Here is a 21,897-nt window from a genome sequence, read left to right as displayed (position 1 = left end):
CGCCGTTCGAACGAACGGCGGATCCCACACTCACTTTTTCTCAGCCCCAGTCATCGCGCAAAGCCCCTTCCGCAGCACACGGCGCAGCCAAGTCACCGCAGGCCGGGGCGGGAGGGGCCGAGTTTCTTCCTGAGCGACTCTGCTTGCAGCCGGAGCGAAAGGGGGAAATCTCGGCCCCTCCCGCCCCGGCCGGCCAGGTCAACTACAGCGTGTGCTGCGGCAGGTCCTGCAGGGCGATGACGTCCATGCCCATGTCGTTGGCGCTGCCGTGACCCTGCTGGTCCTCACGCACCGCCTCGATGGCACTCACGTACGTGTTGGCGGCAGACATCGCGGTCACGCAGGTCACACCGCGTCGCACTGCCTCGGTGCGCAGCAGATAGCCGTCGCCGCGCGAGCCCGGACCGTACGGCGTGTTGATGATCACCGCGATCTTGCCATCGGCGATGAGGTCGCCGATGTTGGGGCGCTCGCCGTCGTGCGGGCCGCTAATCTTCTCCACGACCTCGCACGTCACGTTGCCTCCACGCAGCACGCGCGCCGTACCCTCGGTGGAGCAGATGTCAAAGCCCAGGTAGCGCAGGATACGGGCGACCGAAAGGATGTGGCGCTTGTCGCGGTCGCACACGCTGATGAACACCTTGCCGACGCTCGGGTCGGGCAGCTTGTAGTCAATCGCCAGCTGCGTCTTGGCGTATGCCTCGGGATAGCTCTTGGCGATACCCATGACCTCGCCCGTCGACTTCATCTCGGGCCCCAGGATGACGTCGGCGCCCGGGAAACGACCCCAGGGCATGACGGCTTCCTTCATGCAGAACCAGTCCAGCTGACGTTCGTCGCTCGGCAGGCCCAAGCTCGCGATGGAATCGCCTGCCATGATGCGCGCCGCGCATTTGGCCAGCGGCACACCGGTGGCCTTGGAGATAAACGGCACGGTACGGCTGGCGCGCGGGTTGGCCTCGATCACGTAGACGGTCTCGCCCTTGATGGCATATTGCACGTTGACCAGACCGCGGACTCCCAGCGCCATCGCGATGCGGCGCGTGGTCTCGCGGAGCTTCGCCTGCAGGCTCTCGCTAAAGCTGAACGGCGGGATGCAGGTCGCGGAGTCGCCGGAGTGAATACCGGCTTCCTCGATATGCTCCAGGATGCCGCCGATGTATACCTCTTCGCCATCGCACAGGGCGTCGACATCGGACTCGATTGCGCCCTCCAGGAAGCGGTCCAGATACACCGGGTAGTCGGGGCTGATGCGCGCAGCCTCTGCCATGTAATCGCGCAGATGCTCGGCATCGTAGGCGATCATCATGCCGCGGCCGCCCAGCACGTAGCTCGGACGCACCAGCAGCGGGTAGCCGATGTGCGCGGCCACGGCCTCGGCCTCCTCAAACGAGGTGGCCTGACCCGCCGGCGGGTACATAATGCCCAGCTTGTCGAGCAGGGCGGCAAAGCGCTCGCGGTCCTCGGCAAAATCGATGGCGTCGGGCTTGGTACCCATGATGTTCACGCCGCTCTCCTCGAGCATGCGCGCCAGCTTAAGCGGGGTCTGGCCGCCGAGCGTCACCACGACGCCGTCGGGACGCTCAACGTCAATGACGTCCATGACGTCCTCGTAGGTGAGCGGCTCGAAGTACAGGCGGTCGGACGTGTCGTAGTCGGTCGAAACGGTCTCGGGATTGCAGTTGACCATGATGGTCTCGAAGCCGCGGGCCGCCAGCGCGTAGCTCGCGTGCACGCAGCAGTAATCGAACTCGATACCCTGGCCAATGCGGTTGGGGCCGGCGCCCAGGATCATCGCCTTGGGCTTGTCCGCCGGCGTGGTCTCGTCGGGAGCCACGCACTTCTTGGCATCCGGGCTCGTGCGGTAGATGTTCTCGTACGTCTTGTAGTGGTACTCCGTGGCGCTCGAGAACTCGGCCGCGCAGGTATCGACCGTCTTCATGCTGGGAACCACGCCCAGACCCTTGCGATAGGCGCGCACAAAGCGCTCGTCCGAGCCGGTCAGCGCGGCGATCTCGGCGTCGCTCGTGCCGTACTGCTTGAGCAGGCGCATCGCGTCGGCGTCGATATCCTCCACGCGCAGGCCGCGGATGCTCTCCTGGACCTGCACCATGTCGTTGATACGGTTGAGGTACCACGGATCGATACCGCAGATGGCATGGATGTGGGCGATGTCCCAGCCACGGCGCAGGGCCTCGACCACAAAGAAGATGCGGTGCTCGGTCGGGGTTGCCACGGCCTGAGCGAGCTCATCGTCGCTCAGCTTGTCGGCACCCTCCTTGCCACCGGCGCAGATGCCCTGGTGACCGTCCTCCAGTGAGCGCATGGCCTTGCCGAAGGCCTCCTCAAAGGTGCGGCCGATCGCCATAATCTCGCCCACGGCCTTCATACGCGTGGTGAGCGTGGGGTCGGTACCCTTAAACTTCTCGAAGGCAAAGCGCGGCACCTTGACCACGCAGTAGTCGATCGTGGGCTCAAAGCAGGCGGGCGTTGCCTTGGTGATATCGTTGACGATCTCGTCGAGCGTATAGCCCACGGCCAGGCGCGCGGCGGCCTTGGCGATGGGGAAACCCGTGGCCTTGGAGGCCAGTGCGGACGAACGGCTCACGCGCGGGTTCATCTCGATGACGATCAGGCGGCCGGTCTGGGGGTTCACGGCAAACTGCACGTTGGAGCCGCCGGTCTCGACGCCGATCTTCTCCAGAATGGCGAGCGACGCGACACGCATGCGCTGATACTCAAGGTCGGAGAGGGTCTGCGCTGGCGCCACGGTGATGGAGTCGCCGGTGTGCACGCCCATGGGGTCGAGGTTCTCGATGGAGCACACGATGATGCCGTTGCCGGCGTGGTCGCGCATGACCTCCATCTCATACTCTTTCCAGCCCTCGATGGACTCCTCGACCAGCACCTCATGGGCAGGCGAGAGCTCAAGGCCCTGGCTCACGATGGAGACGAGCTCCTCGTGGGTATGCGCGATGCCGCCGCCGGCACCGCCGAGGGTAAAGCTCGGACGCAGCACGCAGGGATAGCCCACGCGCTCGGCGATGGCCTCGGCGTCGGCCACGCTGTAGGCGTAGCCCGAGCGCGCGACCTCCAGGCCAATCTCGGCCATGGCCTCGTTAAAGAGTTTGCGGTCCTCGCCGCGCTCGATGGCGGCCAGGTCGCAGCCGATCATCTCGACGCCGTACTTGTCGAGCGTACCGTCCTTTGCCAGCTCGACGGCGGCGTTCAGACCGGTCTGGCCGCCCAGCGTGGGCAGCAGCGCGTCCGGGCGCTCTTTCTTGATCACGCGCTCGATAAACTCGGCGGTGATAGGCTCAACATAGGTGCGGTCGGCCAAGCCCGGGTCGGTCATGATGGTCGCCGGGTTGGAGTTGACCAGGATGACCTCAAAGCCATCCTCCTTGAGCACCTTGCAGGCCTGGGCGCCGGAGTAGTCGAACTCGCAGGCCTGGCCAATAACGATGGGGCCCGAACCAATAACGAGGATGCGCTTGATGTCAGTACGTTTCGGCATGTTAGTTCTCCTCGGTCGCAGCGTTCTCGGACTCGGCGAAATTCCAGCCGGCGAGGCGGTCCTTCGCGGTGTCGATGTCCAGGTAGTTCTCCTCGCCGTCCATGAGTCGCGTAAAGGCGGTAAAGAGATAGTGGGCATCGGTGGGGCCAGGCGAAGCCTCGGGGTGGTACTGGACCGAGAAACACGGGGCGTCGAGCAGCTGGATGCCCTCGGCGGTGCCGTCGTTGAGGTTCACATGTGTCAGGCGAATGCGACCAAAGCGCTCGTTCATCACGACCGGCGCGATGCCGCGACGCACCCAGGCGCGCAGGTCACCGTCGGCCGCATGCTCGGTTTCGCCGCCGGAAAGCTCCGGAATCAGTTTGCCCAGACTGGGGAACAGCAGGCCAAAGCCGTGGTTTTGCGCGGTGATCTCCACGCGACGGCTCACCAGATTCATAACCGGCTGGTTACCGCCACGGTGACCGAATTTAAGCTTTTCCATTTGGGCGCCGCAGGCCAGGCTGATCATCTGGTGACCGAGGCAAATGCCAAAGACCGGCACCTTGCCGATCAGCTGCTGTACCTGCTCATAGGTCTCCACCACGGCATCGGGGTCGCCGGGGCCGTTGGACAAAAAGACGCCATCGGGATTCATGTCGAGCACCTGCTGGGCGGGCGCATCCCACGGCACGACGGTGAGATCGCAGCCGGCACGGACCAGGCCCTCCAGAATACCGCGCTTCACACCGCAGTCGTAGGCGACCACTTTGTGACGGGCAGGAGCGGCAGCCGCAAGCGCAAAGTCATGCGTGGCAGGCAGGTCGGCGGCCACAAACTCGTGAGGCGCGGGGCAACTTACGGTCTTGACCAGGTTCTCGCCTACCAGCGTGGGCGCAGCGGACAAGCGCTCGGCAAGCTCGTCGACGTCGAAGATCTCGGTCGAGATAATGCCCATCTTGGAACCATTGTCGCGCAGATGGCGCACCAGAGCGCGGGTGTCGATACCCTCGATAGCGACGATGCCGTGAGCGCGCAGGTACTCCGGCACGCTGACGGCCGAGCGCCAGTTAGAAGGCGTGGCGCACATATCGCGAACGATCATGCCGCGCATAGCCGGAGCGCTCGCAGGGCGCACGGCGTCGCCGGGGAAGGCCGACTGGACATCGGTCTCGTCGATACCGTAATTGCCGATCTGCGGATAGGTCATGGTTACAATTTGGCCGGCATAACTCGGGTCGGTCATGACCTCAAAGTAGCCCTCGAGCGAGGTGTTGAAGCAGACTTCGCCGGTCGCGGTGCCCTCGGCGCCGCATGCACGTCCATAAAAAATGGTCCCATCCTCAAGATACAGGATACAGGGACCGCAGGTGCCCTTGCTGGTTTTGGCCAGCATACGCTGGCAAAGCTCGCTGGGCGCGAAGGTGCGGGCGGCAGCGCCCGCGGTATGGTTGTTCGCCATAATTCTCCTTCCCGGTCTCACAGGACCGGCTTAAAGGTGTGTAGTTAGGCCTCGCGGTATTGTAACCGCAAGCATGCCTCATGGCGTTAATTTCATCGAAATGTTTACGAAATGATAATTATGACTTTCTATGCATAATGATTATTTAATCCCCGTCCCAGAAAAATTATCCCGCGTGGGCTTGTGGCTCACGCGGGATAATGGCCTCTTACTTTTGCTTGTCCTGTTCCAGCAGATCGGACGGTGAGCGATCGGGCTTGCCGCCGCGGAAAATCTCGCGGCCATGCAGACGATGCTCCAGGTCACGTTCGGCCTTTTCCTCGTCAATCTTGGTCTGGCTCACCACCGGGTCCTCGATCAGCGACGAAACCGAGTTCACCTGTTTTTGAATGCGCTCGGCAATGGTGTCGTCCATGCTTACGATGCGCATCTTCCAGTCGATACTCGTGGCGTTGGATGAGCTCTTGGTCCACACAAACGTCAAAATGGCGCTCTGATGACCCCGCGCGGGAAACATGCCAAAGAAGGAATCGTGCTGAATGTTGCTATCCTCGTCGATATAGGCGTGAACGTTATACACCACGCGGTCGATCTTATCGTTGAGCAGCGCGTTGGTCGCAAGCGCAGCGGCCTGAATCTGCCCGTTGGACAGCAGCTCGAGCTCATTGGCAGACGACGTGTCCAACACCGTCACCTCAACCGTGCCCGTGCGCTCATCGGCCTCGTCGACGGTAAAATCGAGCGGAAACTGCGTAAAGCCGTTGCCCCACTCAAGGCCGCCCTTCAGCGCCGTCGAAACGGTATCCACCGAAACGCTCTCGGACAGGTTGGCGGTATTCAGACGGCGCATCACGCCGTAGCCGATCTGCATGCCCACGATCAGCACCAGAATACCGATGACCACGGCCATCGCGGTCTTCGTAATGGTATGGCTCACCTGCGAGCCCGAAGGATCGTCCTCGGACAGCGGGTCGATATGTTTTGCCTGGCTCGCGCGGTCCTCGCTGCGCAGCTGCGCTAGCGCCGCTTTGTCACCGCGCTTGGCCGCAGCCTCCTTCTCACGCATGCGCTCGGTTCGCTTTTTGGCAAGCGTGGGATCCAAGACGCCGGATGCATCGATTTCGGAGAATAACTCCGTCACTTCTTCCGGAGTCAAAGGGTTCTTGTCAGCCATAAACTTCCTGTCATATCAATCAGTCGAGCTCGTGCGCACGCGCACCTTCGAACTGCATTCGATAGTAACGGGCATAGGTGCCGTCACGGGCGAGAAGCTCCTCGTGCGTGCCACGCTCCACAACGCGACCATGCTCAACGGTCGCAATCTCATCGGCATGCTTAATGGTCGAAAGACGATGGGCGATGATAATCGTGGTGCGGCCGCGTGCCAGCTCTTCGAGTGACTCCTGCACCGCCTCCTCGCTCTCGTTATCCAAAGCACTCGTCGCCTCGTCCAAAATCAGGATCTTGGGGTTCTTGAGAAACACGCGCGCGATGGCAACGCGCTGTTTCTGTCCGCCCGAAAGACGGCTGCCGCGCTCGCCCACGACCGTGTCATAGCCCTGTGGAAGCGACTCGATAAAGGCATCGATGTTGGCGCGACGGGCGGCCTCGGCGATCTCTTCTGCCGTAGCGCCCGGCTTGCCGTAGGCGATGTTCTCGCCGATTGTTCCGTCAAACAGGTAGACATCCTGCTGCACCAGGCCGATGGCGCGGCGCAAGCTCTGCTGCGTCACATCGCGCACGTCCTGGCCGTCGATGCTAATGGATCCGGCAGCCACGTCATAAAAGCGCGGCAGCAGCGAACAGGTCGTGGACTTGCCACCGCCCGAAGGGCCAACCAAAGCGATGGTCTGCCCGGGCTTGATGGACAGATTCATATGGTCGATAACGGGACGCTCTTCGGCATCACCCTCGCCCAGCTCAACGTCCTCGTAGTTAAAGCACACGTCGTGATAATCCACGGCGCCGGCGGTCACCTGCAGATCCGTGGCGCCCGGCTTGTCCTGGATATCCGGCGCGGTCGAGAGCACCTCGTCCATACGCTTAAAGCCAGCGATGGCCTTCTGATACATTTCGGCCGAATTGACGAGTGTCTCGAGCGGCGTGCAGAACAGCGAAATGTAGAGCGCGAAGGTTGCCATATCGACCGCCTGCAGCTGACCCTGGGCAACGAGCCAACCACCCAGCAGCACCACGATCACGTACAGCACGCCCGAGAGCAGGCCATACGTCGCAGTATAGACGCCCATGGCGTGATACATGTTTTCCTTGGACGAAAGGTAGCGATTGTTGGAGGCGCGGAACTTAGAGCGCTCGGTCTCCTCATTGGCAAAGCTCTTGACCACGCGCATGCCCGCCAGCGAATCCTGCAGCTGCGCATTGATGCCGCTGATTTTTTTGCGATTGTCGCTAAAGACCTCGCGCATGCGCATGTTCTGCCAAAACATGATGACCGCAAACGCTGCCGTCACCACAGCCATGGCAAGCGCCAGCACCGGGGCGATGGTAAAGAGGATCACAAACGAGCCGATAATCTCGATGCCGCAGATGATGATCCACTCGGGCACGTGATGCGCCGCCTCGCAGATATCGAACAGGTCGTTGACCACACGGCTCATCATGTCGCCTGAGCTGTTACGGTCGAAGTACGCAAAGCTAAAGCGCTCGTACTGGTCAAACAGGTCCTCGCGCATCTTGGACTCCATGCGCGCGCCCATCACGTGGCCCCAGTAGCTCACAAAGTAGCGGCAGGCGCAACGGATGATATACATCAGCACCAAACCCACCGCGATCATACCGAGCGCCTGCATAATGGCAGCCTGACCCTGGGTAAACAACCCGCTGGTCAGATTGCGCAGAATAATAGGAAACGCAAGGTCAATGGCAGCAAGCACCAGAGCGCAAACAGTATCGGCAACAAAAAGCCCCATCTGGGGCTTGTAGTAAGAAAGAAACCTCTTCAGCATAATCACCTTACGCGGTTTTACCAAACCGCGTTTCGTCTCGACGCTGCAAGCGCCCCATTTGAGAAAATCTGGCCTTCAATCGTCGGTCGCGTATATCCATACGCTTCCCTCCTCTTTTAGACCACCTTGTCTCAAATGGAGCACTTTCGCTGACTTACACAAACCTGCGGGATCATCCCCGCTCGTTACAGCTCTGCCCCGCCTAGTCGGTGAGCGATACTGTCGCAGGCAAGAGCGCCCACGACGGTCTTGGCGTCTTCGATCTTGCCGTCGAGCACGGCGTCGATCAGCTCGTGCAGCGGCACCAGGTCAACGTTGACAAACTCGTCATCGTCGGGGTTGGGCGCATCAAACTCCAGCTTGGTAGCCAAGTAGATGTGAATGATCTCGTCGCAAAAACCGCAGGACGTGACAATCGACGTCAAAAAGCGAATGCGACCGGCCCTAAAGCCCGTCTCCTCGTGTAGCTCGCGCTTAGCGCAATCGAGTGGGTCCTCGCCCGGGTCGAGCTTGCCGGCGGGGATCTCGACCGTCACGCGGTCGATGGCGGTGCGGTACTGACGCACCAGTACGATCTTGCCGCTCTCGGTCAGCGCCACAACGGCCGCCGCACCCGGATGACGAACGATATCGCGGGCACTGCGGCGACCGTTGGGCAGCTCAACCTCAAGACGGTGGACGTCGAGGATCTTGCCCTTCCAGGCGCACTCCTCCGAAAGAATCTTCTCGTGCAGCTCGGCATCGTGTGGGTCGTCGTCGCCCAGCACCAGCGCCGGCTCGTCAGCGACCTCGCCACCAGGGTCGCCCTCGGCGTGCCCATACACGCGGCTGTCCTCCTCGACGATCTGCGCATCCACGAGCTCTTCGTTCTTTTCGTCCATCCGTCTCATTCCTCTCGGACTTTAGGCATCCCAGGCGTCGCGGCCGCGCAGCGCGCGCAGGCCGATGTCGTGACGCAGGGTCTTGCCCTCAAAATCAATCTTCTCGCAGGCCTCGTAGGCAAGGTTGCGAGCGTTCTCGAACGTGTCGCCCAGAGCGGTCACGGCAAGCACGCGACCACCATTGGTCAAGAGCTGGCCGTTCACCACAGCAGTGCCCGCGTGGTACACGGTCACGTTCTCCATGGCCTCGGCATCGGTGATACCGGTGATGACCTTGCCCTTCTCGTAGCTGCCGGGATAGCCCGCGCTCGTCAGGACAACGGCCACGGCCCACTCGTCACGCCAGTCGAGCTCAATCTGATCGAGCTCGCAGTTGGCGCAGGCGAGCATGACCTCAACCAGGTCGTTCTTAAGGCGCGGCAGCACGACCTGCGTCTCGGGGTCGCCAAAGCGGGCATTGAACTCCAGCACCTTGGGGCCGGCAGGCGTGAGCATAAAGCCGCCATACAGGCAGCCGCGGTAGTCGATGCCCTCGGCAGCGAGCTCGGCCACGGTCTGCTCCATGACCTTCACCATGGTGGCGTGCTCCTCGTCGGTCACGATGGGCACCGGGCTGTAGACGCCCATGCCGCCGGTGTTGGGGCCCTTGTCGCCCTCGAGCGCGCGCTTGTGGTCCTGCGAGGTGGCCATGGGGCGCACGGTCTTGCCGTCGGTAAAGGCGAGCAGCGAGCACTCGGGGCCGGTCAGCATCTCCTCGATGACCACAGTATTGCCGGCATCGCCAAAGGTGCCGCCAAAGCACTCTCGCACGGCCTCCTCGGCCTGCTCAAGTTCGATCGCCACGATGACGCCCTTGCCCGCGGCAAGGCCGTCGGCCTTGACGACCAGCGGGGCGCCCTGCTCGCGCACGTAGGCGAGAGCCGAAGCCTCGTCGGTAAACGAGCCGTAGGCTGCCGTCGGAATGCCCGCGCGCTCCATGAGCTGCTTGGAGAACAGCTTGGAGCCCTCCATCTGGGCGCCCTCGGCACCCGGGCCAAAGCAGAGAATACCCGCCGCGCGCACGGCGTCGGCCACACCCGCCACGAGCGGAGCCTCGGGGCCAATTACCACGAGTCCGCATCCGTGGCTCTGCGCAAACGCCGCCACGGCCGCAGGATCGCAGTCGTCGAGAACAACGTTCTCGCCGCAGCTCGCGGTGCCGCCGTTGCCCGGCGCGATGTAGAGCTTGCCGGCGCGCGGTGATGCTGCGAGCTTAGCTGCCAAAGCATGCTCACGGCCGCCGCTGCCCAACAACAGGATGTCGATGGTTTGAGTGTCCGCCTTCAAGGGTGCCTCCTCTATGGATGAATGGCCCGCTCCGCGCGAGCCCTTTGCAAGCAAATATACCCCTCGGCCGCCCGCTTGGGCTGCAAAGGGGTATATCGCAATAACCAAATAGTCCCGATTACTTCCAGAATCGGTTGATGATCTGCTCGCGACCGGCGCCGACGCCAATGAACGTCACGCGGGTGTGTGCCAGATCCTCGATAAACGCCACGTAGTCCTGAGCCTCCTGCGGCAGCTCATCAAAGCTGCGGCAGCCGGTGATGTCGCACTTCCAGCCGGGGAGCTCCTCGTAGATGGGCTTGGCATGCTCAAAGCGCACCTGATGCTCGGGCACGCTGGTGTAGCGCTCGCCATCGACGTCGTAGGCCACGCACACCTTGATGGTGTCGAAGGCCGAAAGCACGTCGAGCTTAGTCAGGGCGATATCGGTGAGGCCGTTGACGCGCGAGGCGTAGTTGGCGATGGGGCCGTCGAACCAGCCGCAGCGACGACGACGACCGGTGGTCACGCCGTATTCATAGCCCTCCTCGGTCAGCGTGTGACCGGCCTCGGACTCATAGGAAAGCTCGGTGGGCATGGGGCCCGAACCGACGCGGGTGATATAGGCCTTCATGACACCCAGCACGCGGTCGACGTTCTTCATGCCCACGCCGGAGCCGGTGATGGCACCGCCGGCGGTGCAGTTGGAAGACGTCACGTACGGATAGGTGCCGTGGTCGATGTCGAGCAGCGTCGCCTGGGCGCCCTCAAACAGCAGGTCCTTACCCTCGTCGATCATGTTGTTGAGCAGCAGGCTCGTCTCGGTGATGTAGGGGCGCAGGCGCTCGGCCATGGGCAGATACTCGTCGCAAATCTGGTCCACGGTGTAGGTGGGCAGGTTGTAGATGAGCTCGAGCTCGGGGTTCACACGGGCAAGAGCGGTCTCCAGCTTGTCGCGGAACAGCGCCTCGTCCAGCATGTCCTGCATACGCAGGCCGATGCGGGCCATCTTGTCCTGGTAGCACGGACCGATGCCGCGCTTGGTGGTACCGATGTTCTTCTTGCCGAGCTTCTGCTCAAAGGCGCCATCCAGATCGATATGGTACGGCATGATGACATGCGCGTTACCGCTGATCCTGAGGTTCTTGGTGGTGATGCCGTCGGCCTCGAACATGTCGATCTCCTCAAGGACAACCTTGGGGTTGACGACGCAGCCGTTACCGATCACCGACACATGGTCGGAATACATGATGCCGGAGGGCACCTGGTGCAGGCCGTACTTCTTGCCGTTGACGACGATGGTGTGGCCGGCGTTGTTGCCGCCCGAGTAGCGCACGACGGCATCGAAGTCGCCGGCGACCAAGTCGCAAATCTTACCCTTGCCCTCATCGCCCCACTGGGCACCGACCAAAACGGTTGACGGCATGTTTACTCCTTACATTCATGGACTGTCTACGCGCCACGCCGGCACGCAGAAGCACAAAACATTCCCAGTATACCCGTGCAACGGGCGCCTGTCCTACTCCTCGGCATGTGCCCCATCAAGCTCATAGAACTTGGTGGATGCCGGCAGGAACATCAGGTCGACGTCGCCGATCGGGCCCGAACGGTTCTTGGCCACGACGATACGCGTGACGCCCTCATCGGGTCGATCGTCGCGCGAGGCTTCGGCCTCGTCGGCGGAGCGGTCCAAGAACATAACGATATCGGCGTCCTGCTCGATGGAGCCCGATTCACGAAGGTCGGAAAGCTGCGGGCGCTTGCCGGTACGGGATTCGACCTGACGCGAGAGCTGCGACAGCGCGATGAGCGGGATCTTGAGTTCCTTGGCCATGATCTTCAGACCACGCGACATCTCGGAGACCTCGACGGTACGGCTCTCGGAGCGGCGTCCCGGCGGAGGACTCACCAGCTGCAGGTAGTCCAGGATAATGATGGCCTTCTCCTTGTTGTGGAGCATGCGGCGGCTCTTGGCGCGAATCTCGGTCACTGTGGTGCCGGGCGTATCGTCAATCAGAATATCGAGCTTGGACAAGGTCTGCGTGGCCTCGTTGATATTGGCCCACTGCTCGGGGCTAATGCGGCCCATGCGGAAGTCACTGATCGAAATCATGGCGTAGGCGCAAATCAGACGCTGGGCAATTTCCTTGCCCGACATCTCCAGCGAGAAGAAGCCGACGGTATAACCGGCCGCGGCAGCGTTGAGCGCCAGATTCAGGGCGAACGACGTCTTACCCACAGCAGGGCGGGCGCCGATGATGATGAGCTGGCCCTCGCGAAAACCCATGAGCATGCGGTCGAGTGACGGGAAGCCCGTGGGCACTCCCGCAGCCTGGCCACCGGCCTGGCACACTTCCTCGGCCTCGTTATAGGCCTCGACCATAAACTCGGTCAGCGTCTTGTAGCTCGACTTGACCTCGCGTGCCGTGACCTTGAGCAGCTTGCTCTCGGCCAGCTCCACGACCTCTTTGGTATCGGTGGGAGCGTTATAGGCCAGCGCGTTGATCTCGTTGGTGGCGCCGATCAGCTCACGCAGCATCGAATCGCGGCGAACGATAGCGGCATGGTGCTGCCAGTTGACGAGCGACAGGGTCTGACCCATCAACTCCAAAATGTAGGCCTCGCCGCCCACGGCATCAAGCTTGTTGATGCTTCGCAGGTAATCGATCAGCGAGATGGAGTCGATGGGAATGCGGCTGTTGTACATATCGACCATCGCGGTATAGATGGTCTTATGAATGGGCCGGTAGAAGTCATCGGGCTGCAGCTCGACCTGGGCCTCTTCGACCACCTCGGGCGATAGCAGCATAGCGGCCAGTACATTGGCCTCTGCATCTTGGTTTTGGGGAAGACCCAACTTGGAGCCGCGGTCCTCAACCGTCAGCCCGGTCTCCCTATCGTCATATGCCATGAGCATCCTCATTCATATCGCTTGCGAGCATCCATAGTATCAGCCACGGTCCCAAAACGCGCCGCGCGCCGCCAATCATCACCGAACCAAACGGATGAACGGTCCTGTATATAGGACTTCGACGCAACGTTCACCATGACACTCACTCAGCGCAAAAAACAAAAGGGCGCCCTGGTTTCCCAGAGCGCCCTTCTTAGAACAAGATTGTTGCGTTGCAGCAAATGCTACTCGGCAGCAGCCTCAGTCTCGACCTCGGCGGTCTCGGCCTCGGCGACCTCAGCGGCCTCCTCGACCTCAGCCTCGGCAGCGAGCTCCTCGGCGGTAACGCCGACGAGAACGACAACCTCGGCCTTGATCTCGCGGTACAGCGAGATGGCAACGGTGTGGGCACCGGCAACCTTGATGGGCTTACCGAGCTCGACGCGCTTGCGGTCGATGTCCATACCGAGCTGAGCCTTGATGGCGTCAGCGATCATAGCGGCGGTAACGGAGCCAAAGAGGATGCCCTCGTCGCCGACCTTGACGTCAACGGTGACCGTCTTGCCCTCAAAGGCAGCCTTGGTCTCGTTGGCGGTAGCCAGACGGACGGCCTCGCGCTTGGCGATGTTGTTGCGACGCTCGTCAAGCTGCTTGAGGTTGCCCTTGGTGGCGGCAACAGCGAGCTTCTTGGGGAACAGGAAGTTCTCAGCGTAACCCTGAGCGACCTCTACGACGTCACCCTCGCCGCCCTTGCCCTTGATCTCATCGAGAAGAATAACCTTCATGATGCGTCTCCCTTCTTAGCCGCGATCGCGGTTGCCACGAGAGGAAACCACGGGGACGGTGTACGGCAGGAGAGCCATCTCGCGGGCGCGCTTGATGGCGTTGGCGATGTCATGCTGATGCTGCGTGCAAGCGCCAGTGACGCGACGGGGCTTGATCTTGCCACGGTCGGTCATGTACTTACGGAGAAGCTGAGTGTCCTTATAGTCGATGAACTCAGTGTTCTCCTTGCAGAACTGGCAGTACTTACGACGCGGCTGACGTGCAGAAAAATCATTAGCCATGTCAAAATACCTTTCATTTGGCTACTTCGGCGAACCGAAGCCGCCTCTCACTCAAAAATAGGTGAACAACCCTTAGAACGGGATGTCCTCATCGTAGACGTCGACCGCGGGCGGCGTAGCCACCGGTGCGGCAGGACGTGCTGCGGGCGCGGGAGCTGCGGGGGCGTAACCGCCCTGATCGTAGCCGCCCTGGCCACCACGGGAGCTCATAAACTCGATCTCATCGACGATGACCTCAAGCTTGCTCCGGCGCTGACCGTCGCGCTCCCAAGAGCTGTAGCGCAGCTTGCCCTCGATCGCGACCTTGTTTCCCTTTGCCAGGAAACGGCTCACGGCCTCGGCGCGGGTGCCGAACATGGTGCAGTCGACAAAGTTGGGATAGTCCTCCCACTCGCCAGTCTGCGCGTTGCGGCGACGATCGTTCACGGCGACGCCAAAGGACAGAACCTGGGTTCCGCCGGCGGTGGCGCGCAGCTCGGGATCGCGGGTGAGGTTACCGGTGATGTTCACTCGATTGATGCTCATAACTCACTACTTCCTCTTGGGGCACAAGCCCAGTCCAAAACGACAGTCTTACTCCTGGTCGTCGCGACGGACGATCATGTGGCGGACCACAGCGTCGGTGATGCGCAGGACGCGATCAAGCTCGGCGATCTGGGTAGGATCTGCGTGGAAGTTGATGAGGGTGTAGTCACCATCGGTGAGGTCGTTGATCTCGTAGGCGAGCTTGCGCTTGCCCCACTCGTCAACGGAGTCGACCTTGCCAGCGCCCTCAGCGATCGTGGTATCGATACGCTTCATAACAGCGAGACGAGTCTCGGGGTCGAGCGACGGGTCAACAAAGAACAGCAGTTCATAAGCCTTCATATTGTCACCTCCTCTGGGCAAATGTGGCTCCAGGTCGTGAAGGTGCGCCTGAAGCAGGAAAAGACTTGGTAATAATATCTTTCAACCTCCCAGGCCGCAAGAATATGCAGCTACAACCTCATGACCTCCACATATGCCCATACTCGCACGACGTTTCATGCGCATTCCAACCAAATGCTGACCAAATGCTTGACGGATCTGTGTTCAAGATACGGTGCCGTGGGGACAAGCTGAGCCAAGCCGCAGGTCAGCGGGCACAAGGCTGTGGTCGCAAAATGCATACCAGTGGCCCACAGCACCACCCAAAGATTTTTAAATTCATTGCCAAGTCGCTTATGAATACCCTTTTTTGAACAATTGAGTTGATCAACCACGCTGGTCGGAAGCCGTTTTTTGGGACCTCAAGCCCCGCTGCAGCGCCAAGCACGGCCAAGCGTTTTAAAAAATGCCAACTTTTCTGTTTGCACTTTGCGATTCCTCGTGTATACTGACTTTCGCATTTAACGGAGAGTTGTCCGAGTGGCCGAAGGAGCACGATTGGAAATCGTGTAGGCGTCAAAAGCGTCTCCAGGGTTCAAATCCCTGACTCTCCGCCAGTTAATTCCAAAGCAGGCCTTCGAGCCTGCTTTGTTTTTACCCCACGCGGAGGGGTGGCAGAGTGGTTGAATGCGGCGGTCTCGAAAACCGTTTGGCCTGTATAAGGTCACGAGGGTTCGAATCCCTCCTCCTCCGCCATTTTGGTTGAGAAAGCTCCCGAAAACGGGGGCTTTTTTGTTTAGAGTCCCTTACAAGCAAATACGGCGGAGGAGGAGGGATTCGAACCCGTCAGGACGCGGAGCGTAAAGAAAACGCGCCACGGGCGCGTTTTTAGCGCAGCGCGGTCGGCGTAAGCCGACCGGATAAATTTTGAGCAAAGCTCAAAATTTGGACATCCCTCCTATTCAGCCACGCCCCCATCGCGTTCAGCATCAACCCAGATCCCCAAACATGGTACCTACGCCCCCACCCAGTCCCGACCGTTTACCGAGCAATAGGGTCACCACGCCCGCCAACCATGTACTATGTACGGGCATTGTCTAAACCCGCAACCAAAAGGACCCCATCTTGCCCGTCGTCGCTGCTATGACCGTTACCTCACACGCCACGGATGCCATGGTCGCTATTCCGTTTTGGCTCGAGATGTTCGCTGTTGTCGCGGCATCGATCTCAGGCGTGCTGGTCGCGCGCGAGCACAAGCTCGACCTGGTAGGCGCCGTCGCGCTCGCTGTGGTCTGCGGACTGGGCGGCGGTCTTTTGCGCGATATGACGCTGCAGGTGGGCAACGTCTACATCCTCAACCAGCCGATGGCGCTCCCGCTTTCCATTGCCACGGCAGCCATCATCTACATCTTTCCGGCAATCGTCGACAAGCCCGAAAAACTCATTCCCCTGCTCGACATCATATCGGTCGGCATCTACGCCGCCACCGGAGCAGACAAGGCGCTGGTCTACGGCTTTGCGCCGGCAGTGTGCATCATGATGGGCTTTTTCACCGCGGTGGGCGGCGGCATGCTGCGCGACAGTTTTATGGGCGTGGTACCGGGCATTTTCCAGCGCACCAACTTCTATGCCATCGCAGCCATCGCCGGCTCGGCGAGCTATGTATGCCTTGTCATGAGCGGCGTCGTCAGCAACATCACCGCGTTGATCGTATGCGTTGCGGTAACCATGGGGCTGCGCTGGCTGTCGCTGCGTTTTGACATCAAAAGCCCCACCGAAGAGGACATCGCGCGCTTTTTGCACCACAAAAAGTAGATTGCGCGGGCTCATCCTTCGAAATGCAACCGAGAGGTTCTTTTAGAGCGCCCACGCGTTGGGTACCCTGTTAGGTGCATATCGAGCATCTGACGAAGGATTCACTATGCCCCACAATCAATTCCCGTCGACCCAACGCCGTAAAGCGTGGGGCCGCATCACCATCCTATTCGCGCTCATCGCTCTGGCGCTCACCGCACTTCCCGCTACGGCTCTTGCCGGCACGGACACCGCAGGCAACGTACTTGCGACCGACAATGACGCCAATCCGTCCGGCGTCGAAGGTGACCTGTACTGGGCAGGTCAGAGCCTCAACCTGGACGACACCTCCATCGACCGCGATATCATCGCTGCGGGCGATACCCTCTCGATCCGCGACTGCACGGTGGGCGGCGCCGTTCGTCTTGCGGCGCGCACCATCGACATTGCCAAGACTACGGTTGATGGCAGCGTCACGGTCGTCGGTCAGCATGTCGTGCTCAATTCCGACAGCACCGCCAACTGCTTCTATGCGATAGGCGAGACGGTTGCCCTGCGCGGCTCTACCAAGTCGGCAGCGCTCGCGGGCGATACGGTGACCATCGATGGCACCGTCGAGGGCGATGTCGAGGTCTGGGCCGACAAGCTCATCCTGGGCAAGAACGCCCACATCACCGGCACCGTGAACGCCCATGTTTCCGAGGACCCCGAGCGCGCCGCGGGAGCCGAGGTCGGCGCGCTCAAGATCGACCGCACCGAGAACGAGGATTCTTCCACCGTTAACGATGTCATCGGCGGCATCGTCGCCGCGGCGCTCTCGACCTGCTTTGTCGCTCTGCTGCTCGAGCTCGTCTTTCCGCGCGCGACCGCCAGCGCCGCCGGAATGCTCCACCAGCGCCCCACGCCCCTGTGGGTGAGCGGTCTTCTGGGCACGGTCGCTATCGTCCCCGCCGTCCTGCTGCTGATTATCTCAATCGCTGGCCTGCCGCTTGCCGGAACCCTCTTGTGCGGCGTTATCGGCATCGCTTTGGTCTCGGCGGCATTTACGGGCACCGCGGTCGCGCGCATGGTCGGACACAACCAAAACCGCTACGCCATGGCCGCCGTGGGCGGTATCGTCGCGGGCGCACTCACGGCACTTCCTCTTATGGGCAACTTTGTCAGCGGTGTAGCCTTCGTCTTCACGCTCGGCTACGCCATCCAGATCATCTGGCGCAACGCCCACCTCAAGCCGCAGCAGCCGGCTAACACGCCAGGACTCCCCACCGCCTAGCCGCCAACCACCACAAAAGGGCCAGGCACCTTTGTGGTGGCGCAAAGCAACCTGATCCCATTGCACCAAAAAGGGCGCCGACCATTGCGGTCGACGCCCTTTCTTATTGGCAGTTATAAGCCCCAGCGCTTATTTGTTGACCTGGCCGGCGCGGACGGCTGCCTTCTTACGGTCGGTGGCGTTGAGCAGACGCTTGCGCAGGCGGATGTTCTTGGGAGTAATCTCCACCAGCTCGTCGTCGGCGATGTACTCCAGCGCCTCCTCCAGAGAGAAGGTGCGAGGCGGCACCAGCTGCACGGAGATGTCGGAGGTCGAGGAACGCTGGTTACCCAGGTTCTTGGTGCGGGCGATGTTGACGACCATGTCGCCGGCCTTGCTGCGCTCGCCCACGATCATGCCCTCGTAGCACTCGGTACCCGGCTCAACAAACAGCTGACCGCGCTCCTGCAGCGTACCCAGGGCGTAGGCAACGGCCTTCTCGGTGGTCATGGAGATCATGGCGCCGTTCTGGCGGTTGCCGATCTCGCCGGCGTAGGGGCCATACTCCAGGAAGGTGTGGTAGAACACGCCCTCGCCGTGGGTGACGTTCATGATGCGGTTCTTAAGGCCCATGATGCCACGCGTCGGGATCTTGAACTCAAGATGGGTCACGATGCCCGAGGTATCCATGCTCGTCATGATGCCGCCGGAGGTGCCAAAGACCTCGACGACCTTGCCAGAGTACTCGTCCGGGCACTCGACAACAGCCTGCTCGACGGGCTCCAGCTTGTTACCGTTCTCGTCCTTCTTAAACAGAACGCGGGGACGGCCGACCTGGAACTCAAAGCCCTCGCGGCGCATGGACTCCATCAGGACGGACAGGTGCAGAATGCCGCGGCCCGAGACCTCGACGCCGCTCTTGTCCTCGAGCTCCTCGATCTTCATGGTCACGTTGTTCTCGGCCTCGTTGAACAGGCGCTCCTTGAGCTGACGGGCGCCCACGATGTCGCCGTCACGGCCGACGAGCGGGGAGGTCGAAGCCTCAAAGACGATGGACAGGGTCGGCGGGTCGATCTCGATGGGCTCGAGCTCGACGGGGTTCTCGGGGTCGGTGTAAACATCGCCGATATCGGTGCGGTCGATACCCACGACGGCGGCGATGTCGCCGGCGCCGACTTCCTGACACTCGGTGCGGCCCAGGTAGTCGAAGGTAAAGAGCTGCTTGACGGTAGCGGTGGCGCTGGAGCCGTCGTTCTTGACGACCAGGATCTGATCGCCCTGGTGGATGGCGCCGGAGTACACGCGGCCGATACCGATGCGGCCGACGAAGTTGGAGTGGTCGATGGTCACGCACTGCATGGCCAGCGGAGCGGTCTCGTCGACCTCGGGCGCGGGCATGTCGTCGATGATCATGTCGAGCAGCGGGTACATGTCCATGTTGCCGTCCTCGGGATCATGACGGGCAAAGCCGTTGACGCCGCTGGCGTAGATGACATGCTCCATGGCAAACTCAAGCTGGTCGTCGGTAGCGCCCAGGTCGGCCATAAGGTCCAGGCAGTCGTTGTAGGCCTTCTCGGGGTTGGCACCCGGACGGTCGATCTTGTTGACGACGATCATGATCTTAAGGCCGGTGTCGATAGCGTGACGCAGCACGAAGCGGGTCTGGGGCATGGGACCCTCAAAAGCGTCGACCAGCAACAGGGCGCCGTCGGCCATACGCAGCACGCGCTCGACCTCGCCGCCGAAGTCGGCGTGGCCCGGGGTGTCGATGACGTTGATCTTGACGTCCTTGTACTCGATAGAGATGTTCTTGGCGAGAATCGTAATGCCGCGCTCACGCTCCTGGTCGTTAGAGTCCAGGACGCGGTCCTCGACCTGCTGGTTGGCACGGAAGGCGTCCGTGGCACGCAGGAGCTTGTCGACCATCGTCGTCTTGCCGTGGTCGACGTGGGCGATGATGGCGATGTTCCTCAGATTGTCTACGCGCATGTAGTTCCCCTATCTTCTATCCATATACAAACGGCACGCGTATGCGGCCCGCCCAGCGATACAACGCTCAGCGGGAATATTGAGCCTTTTACCGAAAACTCGTTTATTTTAGCGATTTTAGATGAGAGGGGTTTCCTCACCTGCAGGTTCAGGGTCGCTCCACATAAAACCATCGCCGGCGCCCATGCCCTCATACAGCACATATGCCGAAAAACCGCTCTCGAGCGCCGTCTCAAAGAAGCTCACGAGCAGAGCGTCGTGGTAGCCTCCGTCAATCTCGACGCAGCCGGTATAGCCAATGGCATAGCGGGCGATACGGCCCAGACCCTCGTCCTTAAGACCCATCTTATGCTCGGAGATAAAGTTGGTGGCCGCCTCGAGGCACGCCTCTTCGCCATCTTCGTCGAGTGCGGCCAGATAACGGTTGGAAGCGGCGTCCTCAATTGCCACAACCACGCCCGGGTTCTCGCCCGCGGCCAGGTCGTCCAAGAACGCACCAATCAGGTCACACACCATGGCGTCGAGCTCGGCGGAGACGTTAGCGGCGTCCTGCATATCCTGTGCCATCTTTAGACCTTCCCATCGAGTCCGGCGTCGTTACAGTTCTTGTGCCTCGGCAGCAATCTTGGCGGCAGCGTCGCGGGCGCGCATCATATCCATCGCGCGCTTGTCGAGTACCTTGATCTGGTTGGTCAGCATTACCGCATCGACCACACCCCAGATGACCAAGCCCGTCGAAATCGAAAACCCAAGCGCACCAACTGTACCACGAAGACGAGAACAGATTACCGCGACAAGGGCGGAGACGGTAACCATCTTGATAAAGGAGGCGCGGCGTTCGCGAAGCGTGCGGGCCTGCGTCACATAGGCGATGCGTGCGGCCTCAGAAGCCTCCGAGCGCATCTGGGCCTCGCGGGCGATCGCAGCCGCCTCGGCCGACATACCGCCGGCCATCAGCGAACGCTCCGCAGCCTGGCCGCCCCGCATTTAGAAGTCATCGGGGGAGAGCGTATGGACGAACTCGTCGAACTTCTCGAACTCCTGCTCGTCGTCGACTTCCTCGGTGTGGGCAGAAACAGTGCCCAGGCGATTCATGATGTCGTCCTCCACAAACATGGGGGCATTGCTGCGCACGGCAAAGGCAATGGCATCACTGGGGCGGGCGTCGATCTTGCGCTCGTCACCATCGGCCAGTACGACGATCGTCGCGTAGAACACCGGCGGCTCGGCGCGAACGATCTCGATGCGCTCGAGCTTGGCGCCCAGGGCGTCAACGGTATCGAGCAGCAGGTCATGCGTTATCGGGCGCTCGGCGCGACCGCTATCGATGCCACGGCTAATGGCCGCGGCCTCAAACGAGCCGGTCTGAATGGAAAGCGAACGCAGCGGTGCCGTCGAATCCGACTTGCCGCAGCGCTCACGAAGCACGATAAGCGATGGCACGGGACCGGCGGCCATGACGATGGTCTCTATGTCGACACGAACCATGGAACACCTCCGGTACGTAGCGGTTAACACGCGGCAGCTCCACCGCATTGAATAGCTATACTACCCAATCTTTCGCACAGCACACAAAACCAAAATGAGATTTATCACAGACAAGAAAAAGCCCCGAGGCAACGCCCCAGGGCTCTTCACAGTTTTGATGGTGGACCTGACAAGATTCGAACTTGTGACCTCCCGGTTATCAGCCGGACGCTCTAACCAACTGAGCTACAGGTCCATCATGGTGGAGGTTAGGGGGATCGAACCCCTGACCTCAGGCTTGCAAAGCCCGCGCTCTCCCAGCTGAGCTAAACCCCCACGGAGACAGTAATAAACACCCCAGCGGCGACTCGGCTCTCGCTGGGGTGTTTATTGCGAAAGAAAGTGGTGGACCTGACAAGATTCGAACTTGTGACCTCCCGGTTATCAGCCGGACGCTCTAACCAACTGAGCTACAGGTCCAT

18 protein-coding genes and 5 tRNA genes are annotated in these 21,897 nt (G+C 61.1%); 4 read left to right on the top strand and 19 right to left on the bottom strand.

What is annotated here, in order from left to right; all coding sequences use genetic code 11:
* Positions 1-202: 202 nt before the first annotated feature.
* The 12 genes from carB to rpsF all read right to left on the bottom strand — a co-directional run bounded on the left by carB (position 203) and on the right by rpsF (position 14,934).
* Positions 203-3,517 carry a carbamoyl-phosphate synthase large subunit gene (gene carB, locus ACRX4W_RS05340; RefSeq protein ID WP_432299526.1) on the bottom strand — a complete coding sequence of 1,105 codons (3,315 nt, stop codon included), beginning with the start codon at positions 3,515-3,517 and terminating at the stop codon, positions 203-205.
* Position 3,518: 1 nt separating this feature from the next.
* On the bottom strand, positions 3,519-4,958 hold the full coding sequence (carA, locus tag ACRX4W_RS05335; RefSeq protein ID WP_432299524.1) for a glutamine-hydrolyzing carbamoyl-phosphate synthase small subunit: 1,440 nt from the start codon (positions 4,956-4,958) through the stop codon (positions 3,519-3,521).
* Between the two features lie 208 nt (positions 4,959-5,166).
* Complete coding sequence (locus ACRX4W_RS05330; protein ID WP_117564028.1) at positions 5,167-6,132, bottom strand: hypothetical protein; 966 nt, start codon at positions 6,130-6,132, stop codon at positions 5,167-5,169.
* 19 nt (positions 6,133-6,151) lie between these two features.
* Positions 6,152-7,924 (bottom strand): ABC transporter ATP-binding protein, encoded by a 1,773-nt coding sequence (locus tag ACRX4W_RS05325; RefSeq protein ID WP_432299522.1) that lies wholly within the window; start codon positions 7,922-7,924, stop codon positions 6,152-6,154.
* A 185-nt stretch (positions 7,925-8,109) separates the two neighbouring features.
* Complete coding sequence (locus ACRX4W_RS05320) at positions 8,110-8,805, bottom strand: NUDIX domain-containing protein (RefSeq protein WP_432299520.1); 696 nt, start codon at positions 8,803-8,805, stop codon at positions 8,110-8,112.
* A 21-nt stretch (positions 8,806-8,826) separates the two neighbouring features.
* On the bottom strand, positions 8,827-10,131 hold the full coding sequence (gene purD, locus ACRX4W_RS05315) for a phosphoribosylamine--glycine ligase (protein ID WP_432299518.1): 1,305 nt from the start codon (positions 10,129-10,131) through the stop codon (positions 8,827-8,829).
* A 118-nt stretch (positions 10,132-10,249) separates the two neighbouring features.
* A complete protein-coding gene (locus tag ACRX4W_RS05310; protein ID WP_432299516.1) occupies positions 10,250-11,536 on the bottom strand; it encodes an adenylosuccinate synthase in 1,287 nt (428 codons plus the stop codon).
* A 93-nt stretch (positions 11,537-11,629) separates the two neighbouring features.
* Complete coding sequence (gene dnaB, locus ACRX4W_RS05305) at positions 11,630-13,027, bottom strand: replicative DNA helicase (RefSeq protein ID WP_006235827.1); 1,398 nt, start codon at positions 13,025-13,027, stop codon at positions 11,630-11,632.
* 218 nt (positions 13,028-13,245) lie between these two features.
* Entirely contained in the window at positions 13,246-13,785 is a 540-nt protein-coding gene (gene rplI, locus ACRX4W_RS05300; RefSeq protein WP_022094073.1) for a 50S ribosomal protein L9, read from the bottom strand.
* 15 nt (positions 13,786-13,800) lie between these two features.
* Positions 13,801-14,067, bottom strand: a complete 267-nt coding sequence (rpsR, locus tag ACRX4W_RS05295) for a 30S ribosomal protein S18 (RefSeq protein ID WP_006235829.1) — start codon at positions 14,065-14,067, stop codon at positions 13,801-13,803.
* A gap of 72 nt (positions 14,068-14,139) precedes the next feature.
* Entirely contained in the window at positions 14,140-14,592 is a 453-nt protein-coding gene (locus ACRX4W_RS05290) for a single-stranded DNA-binding protein (protein ID WP_006235830.1), read from the bottom strand.
* A 48-nt stretch (positions 14,593-14,640) separates the two neighbouring features.
* Positions 14,641-14,934 (bottom strand): 30S ribosomal protein S6, encoded by a 294-nt coding sequence (rpsF, locus tag ACRX4W_RS05285; protein ID WP_006235831.1) that lies wholly within the window; start codon positions 14,932-14,934, stop codon positions 14,641-14,643.
* Between the two features lie 505 nt (positions 14,935-15,439).
* On the opposite strand from rpsF, the gene ACRX4W_RS05280 reads away from it, so the two are divergent.
* The 4 genes from ACRX4W_RS05280 to ACRX4W_RS05265 all read left to right on the top strand — a co-directional run bounded on the left by ACRX4W_RS05280 (position 15,440) and on the right by ACRX4W_RS05265 (position 17,980).
* Positions 15,440-15,530: transfer RNA gene (locus ACRX4W_RS05280), tRNA-Ser, on the top strand.
* A gap of 48 nt (positions 15,531-15,578) precedes the next feature.
* A tRNA-Ser gene (locus ACRX4W_RS05275) sits at positions 15,579-15,669 on the top strand.
* Positions 15,670-16,038: 369 nt separating this feature from the next.
* Positions 16,039-16,728, top strand: a complete 690-nt coding sequence (locus ACRX4W_RS05270; RefSeq protein ID WP_233504599.1) for a trimeric intracellular cation channel family protein — start codon at positions 16,039-16,041, stop codon at positions 16,726-16,728.
* A 106-nt stretch (positions 16,729-16,834) separates the two neighbouring features.
* Positions 16,835-17,980 carry a bactofilin family protein gene (locus tag ACRX4W_RS05265; protein WP_432299512.1) on the top strand — a complete coding sequence of 382 codons (1,146 nt, stop codon included), beginning with the start codon at positions 16,835-16,837 and terminating at the stop codon, positions 17,978-17,980.
* Between the two features lie 129 nt (positions 17,981-18,109).
* Here ACRX4W_RS05265 and typA read toward each other — a convergent pair whose 3' ends face one another.
* The 7 genes from typA to ACRX4W_RS05230 form a co-directional block, all read right to left on the bottom strand.
* Complete coding sequence (gene typA / locus ACRX4W_RS05260) at positions 18,110-19,948, bottom strand: translational GTPase TypA (RefSeq protein WP_432299510.1); 1,839 nt, start codon at positions 19,946-19,948, stop codon at positions 18,110-18,112.
* Between the two features lie 117 nt (positions 19,949-20,065).
* Positions 20,066-20,515, bottom strand: a complete 450-nt coding sequence (locus tag ACRX4W_RS05255; protein ID WP_432299508.1) for a hypothetical protein — start codon at positions 20,513-20,515, stop codon at positions 20,066-20,068.
* 30 nt (positions 20,516-20,545) lie between these two features.
* Positions 20,546-20,902 (bottom strand): hypothetical protein, encoded by a 357-nt coding sequence (locus ACRX4W_RS05250; protein WP_432299507.1) that lies wholly within the window; start codon positions 20,900-20,902, stop codon positions 20,546-20,548.
* Between the two features lie 33 nt (positions 20,903-20,935).
* On the bottom strand, positions 20,936-21,436 hold the full coding sequence (locus tag ACRX4W_RS05245; protein WP_432299505.1) for a bifunctional nuclease family protein: 501 nt from the start codon (positions 21,434-21,436) through the stop codon (positions 20,936-20,938).
* A 158-nt stretch (positions 21,437-21,594) separates the two neighbouring features.
* Positions 21,595-21,671: transfer RNA gene (locus ACRX4W_RS05240), tRNA-Ile, on the bottom strand.
* 4 nt (positions 21,672-21,675) lie between these two features.
* Positions 21,676-21,751: transfer RNA gene (locus tag ACRX4W_RS05235), tRNA-Ala, on the bottom strand.
* Between the two features lie 67 nt (positions 21,752-21,818).
* Positions 21,819-21,895 (bottom strand) — tRNA-Ile (locus ACRX4W_RS05230).
* Between the last annotated feature and the right edge of the window lie 2 nt (positions 21,896-21,897).

Origin of the sequence: Collinsella aerofaciens, from assembly GCF_964283865.1 — a bacterium.
Taxonomy (GTDB): domain Bacteria; phylum Actinomycetota; class Coriobacteriia; order Coriobacteriales; family Coriobacteriaceae; genus Collinsella.
The sequence above is the reverse complement of the archived record's forward strand: the minus strand, read 5'-3'. Positions and strand labels throughout refer to the sequence as shown.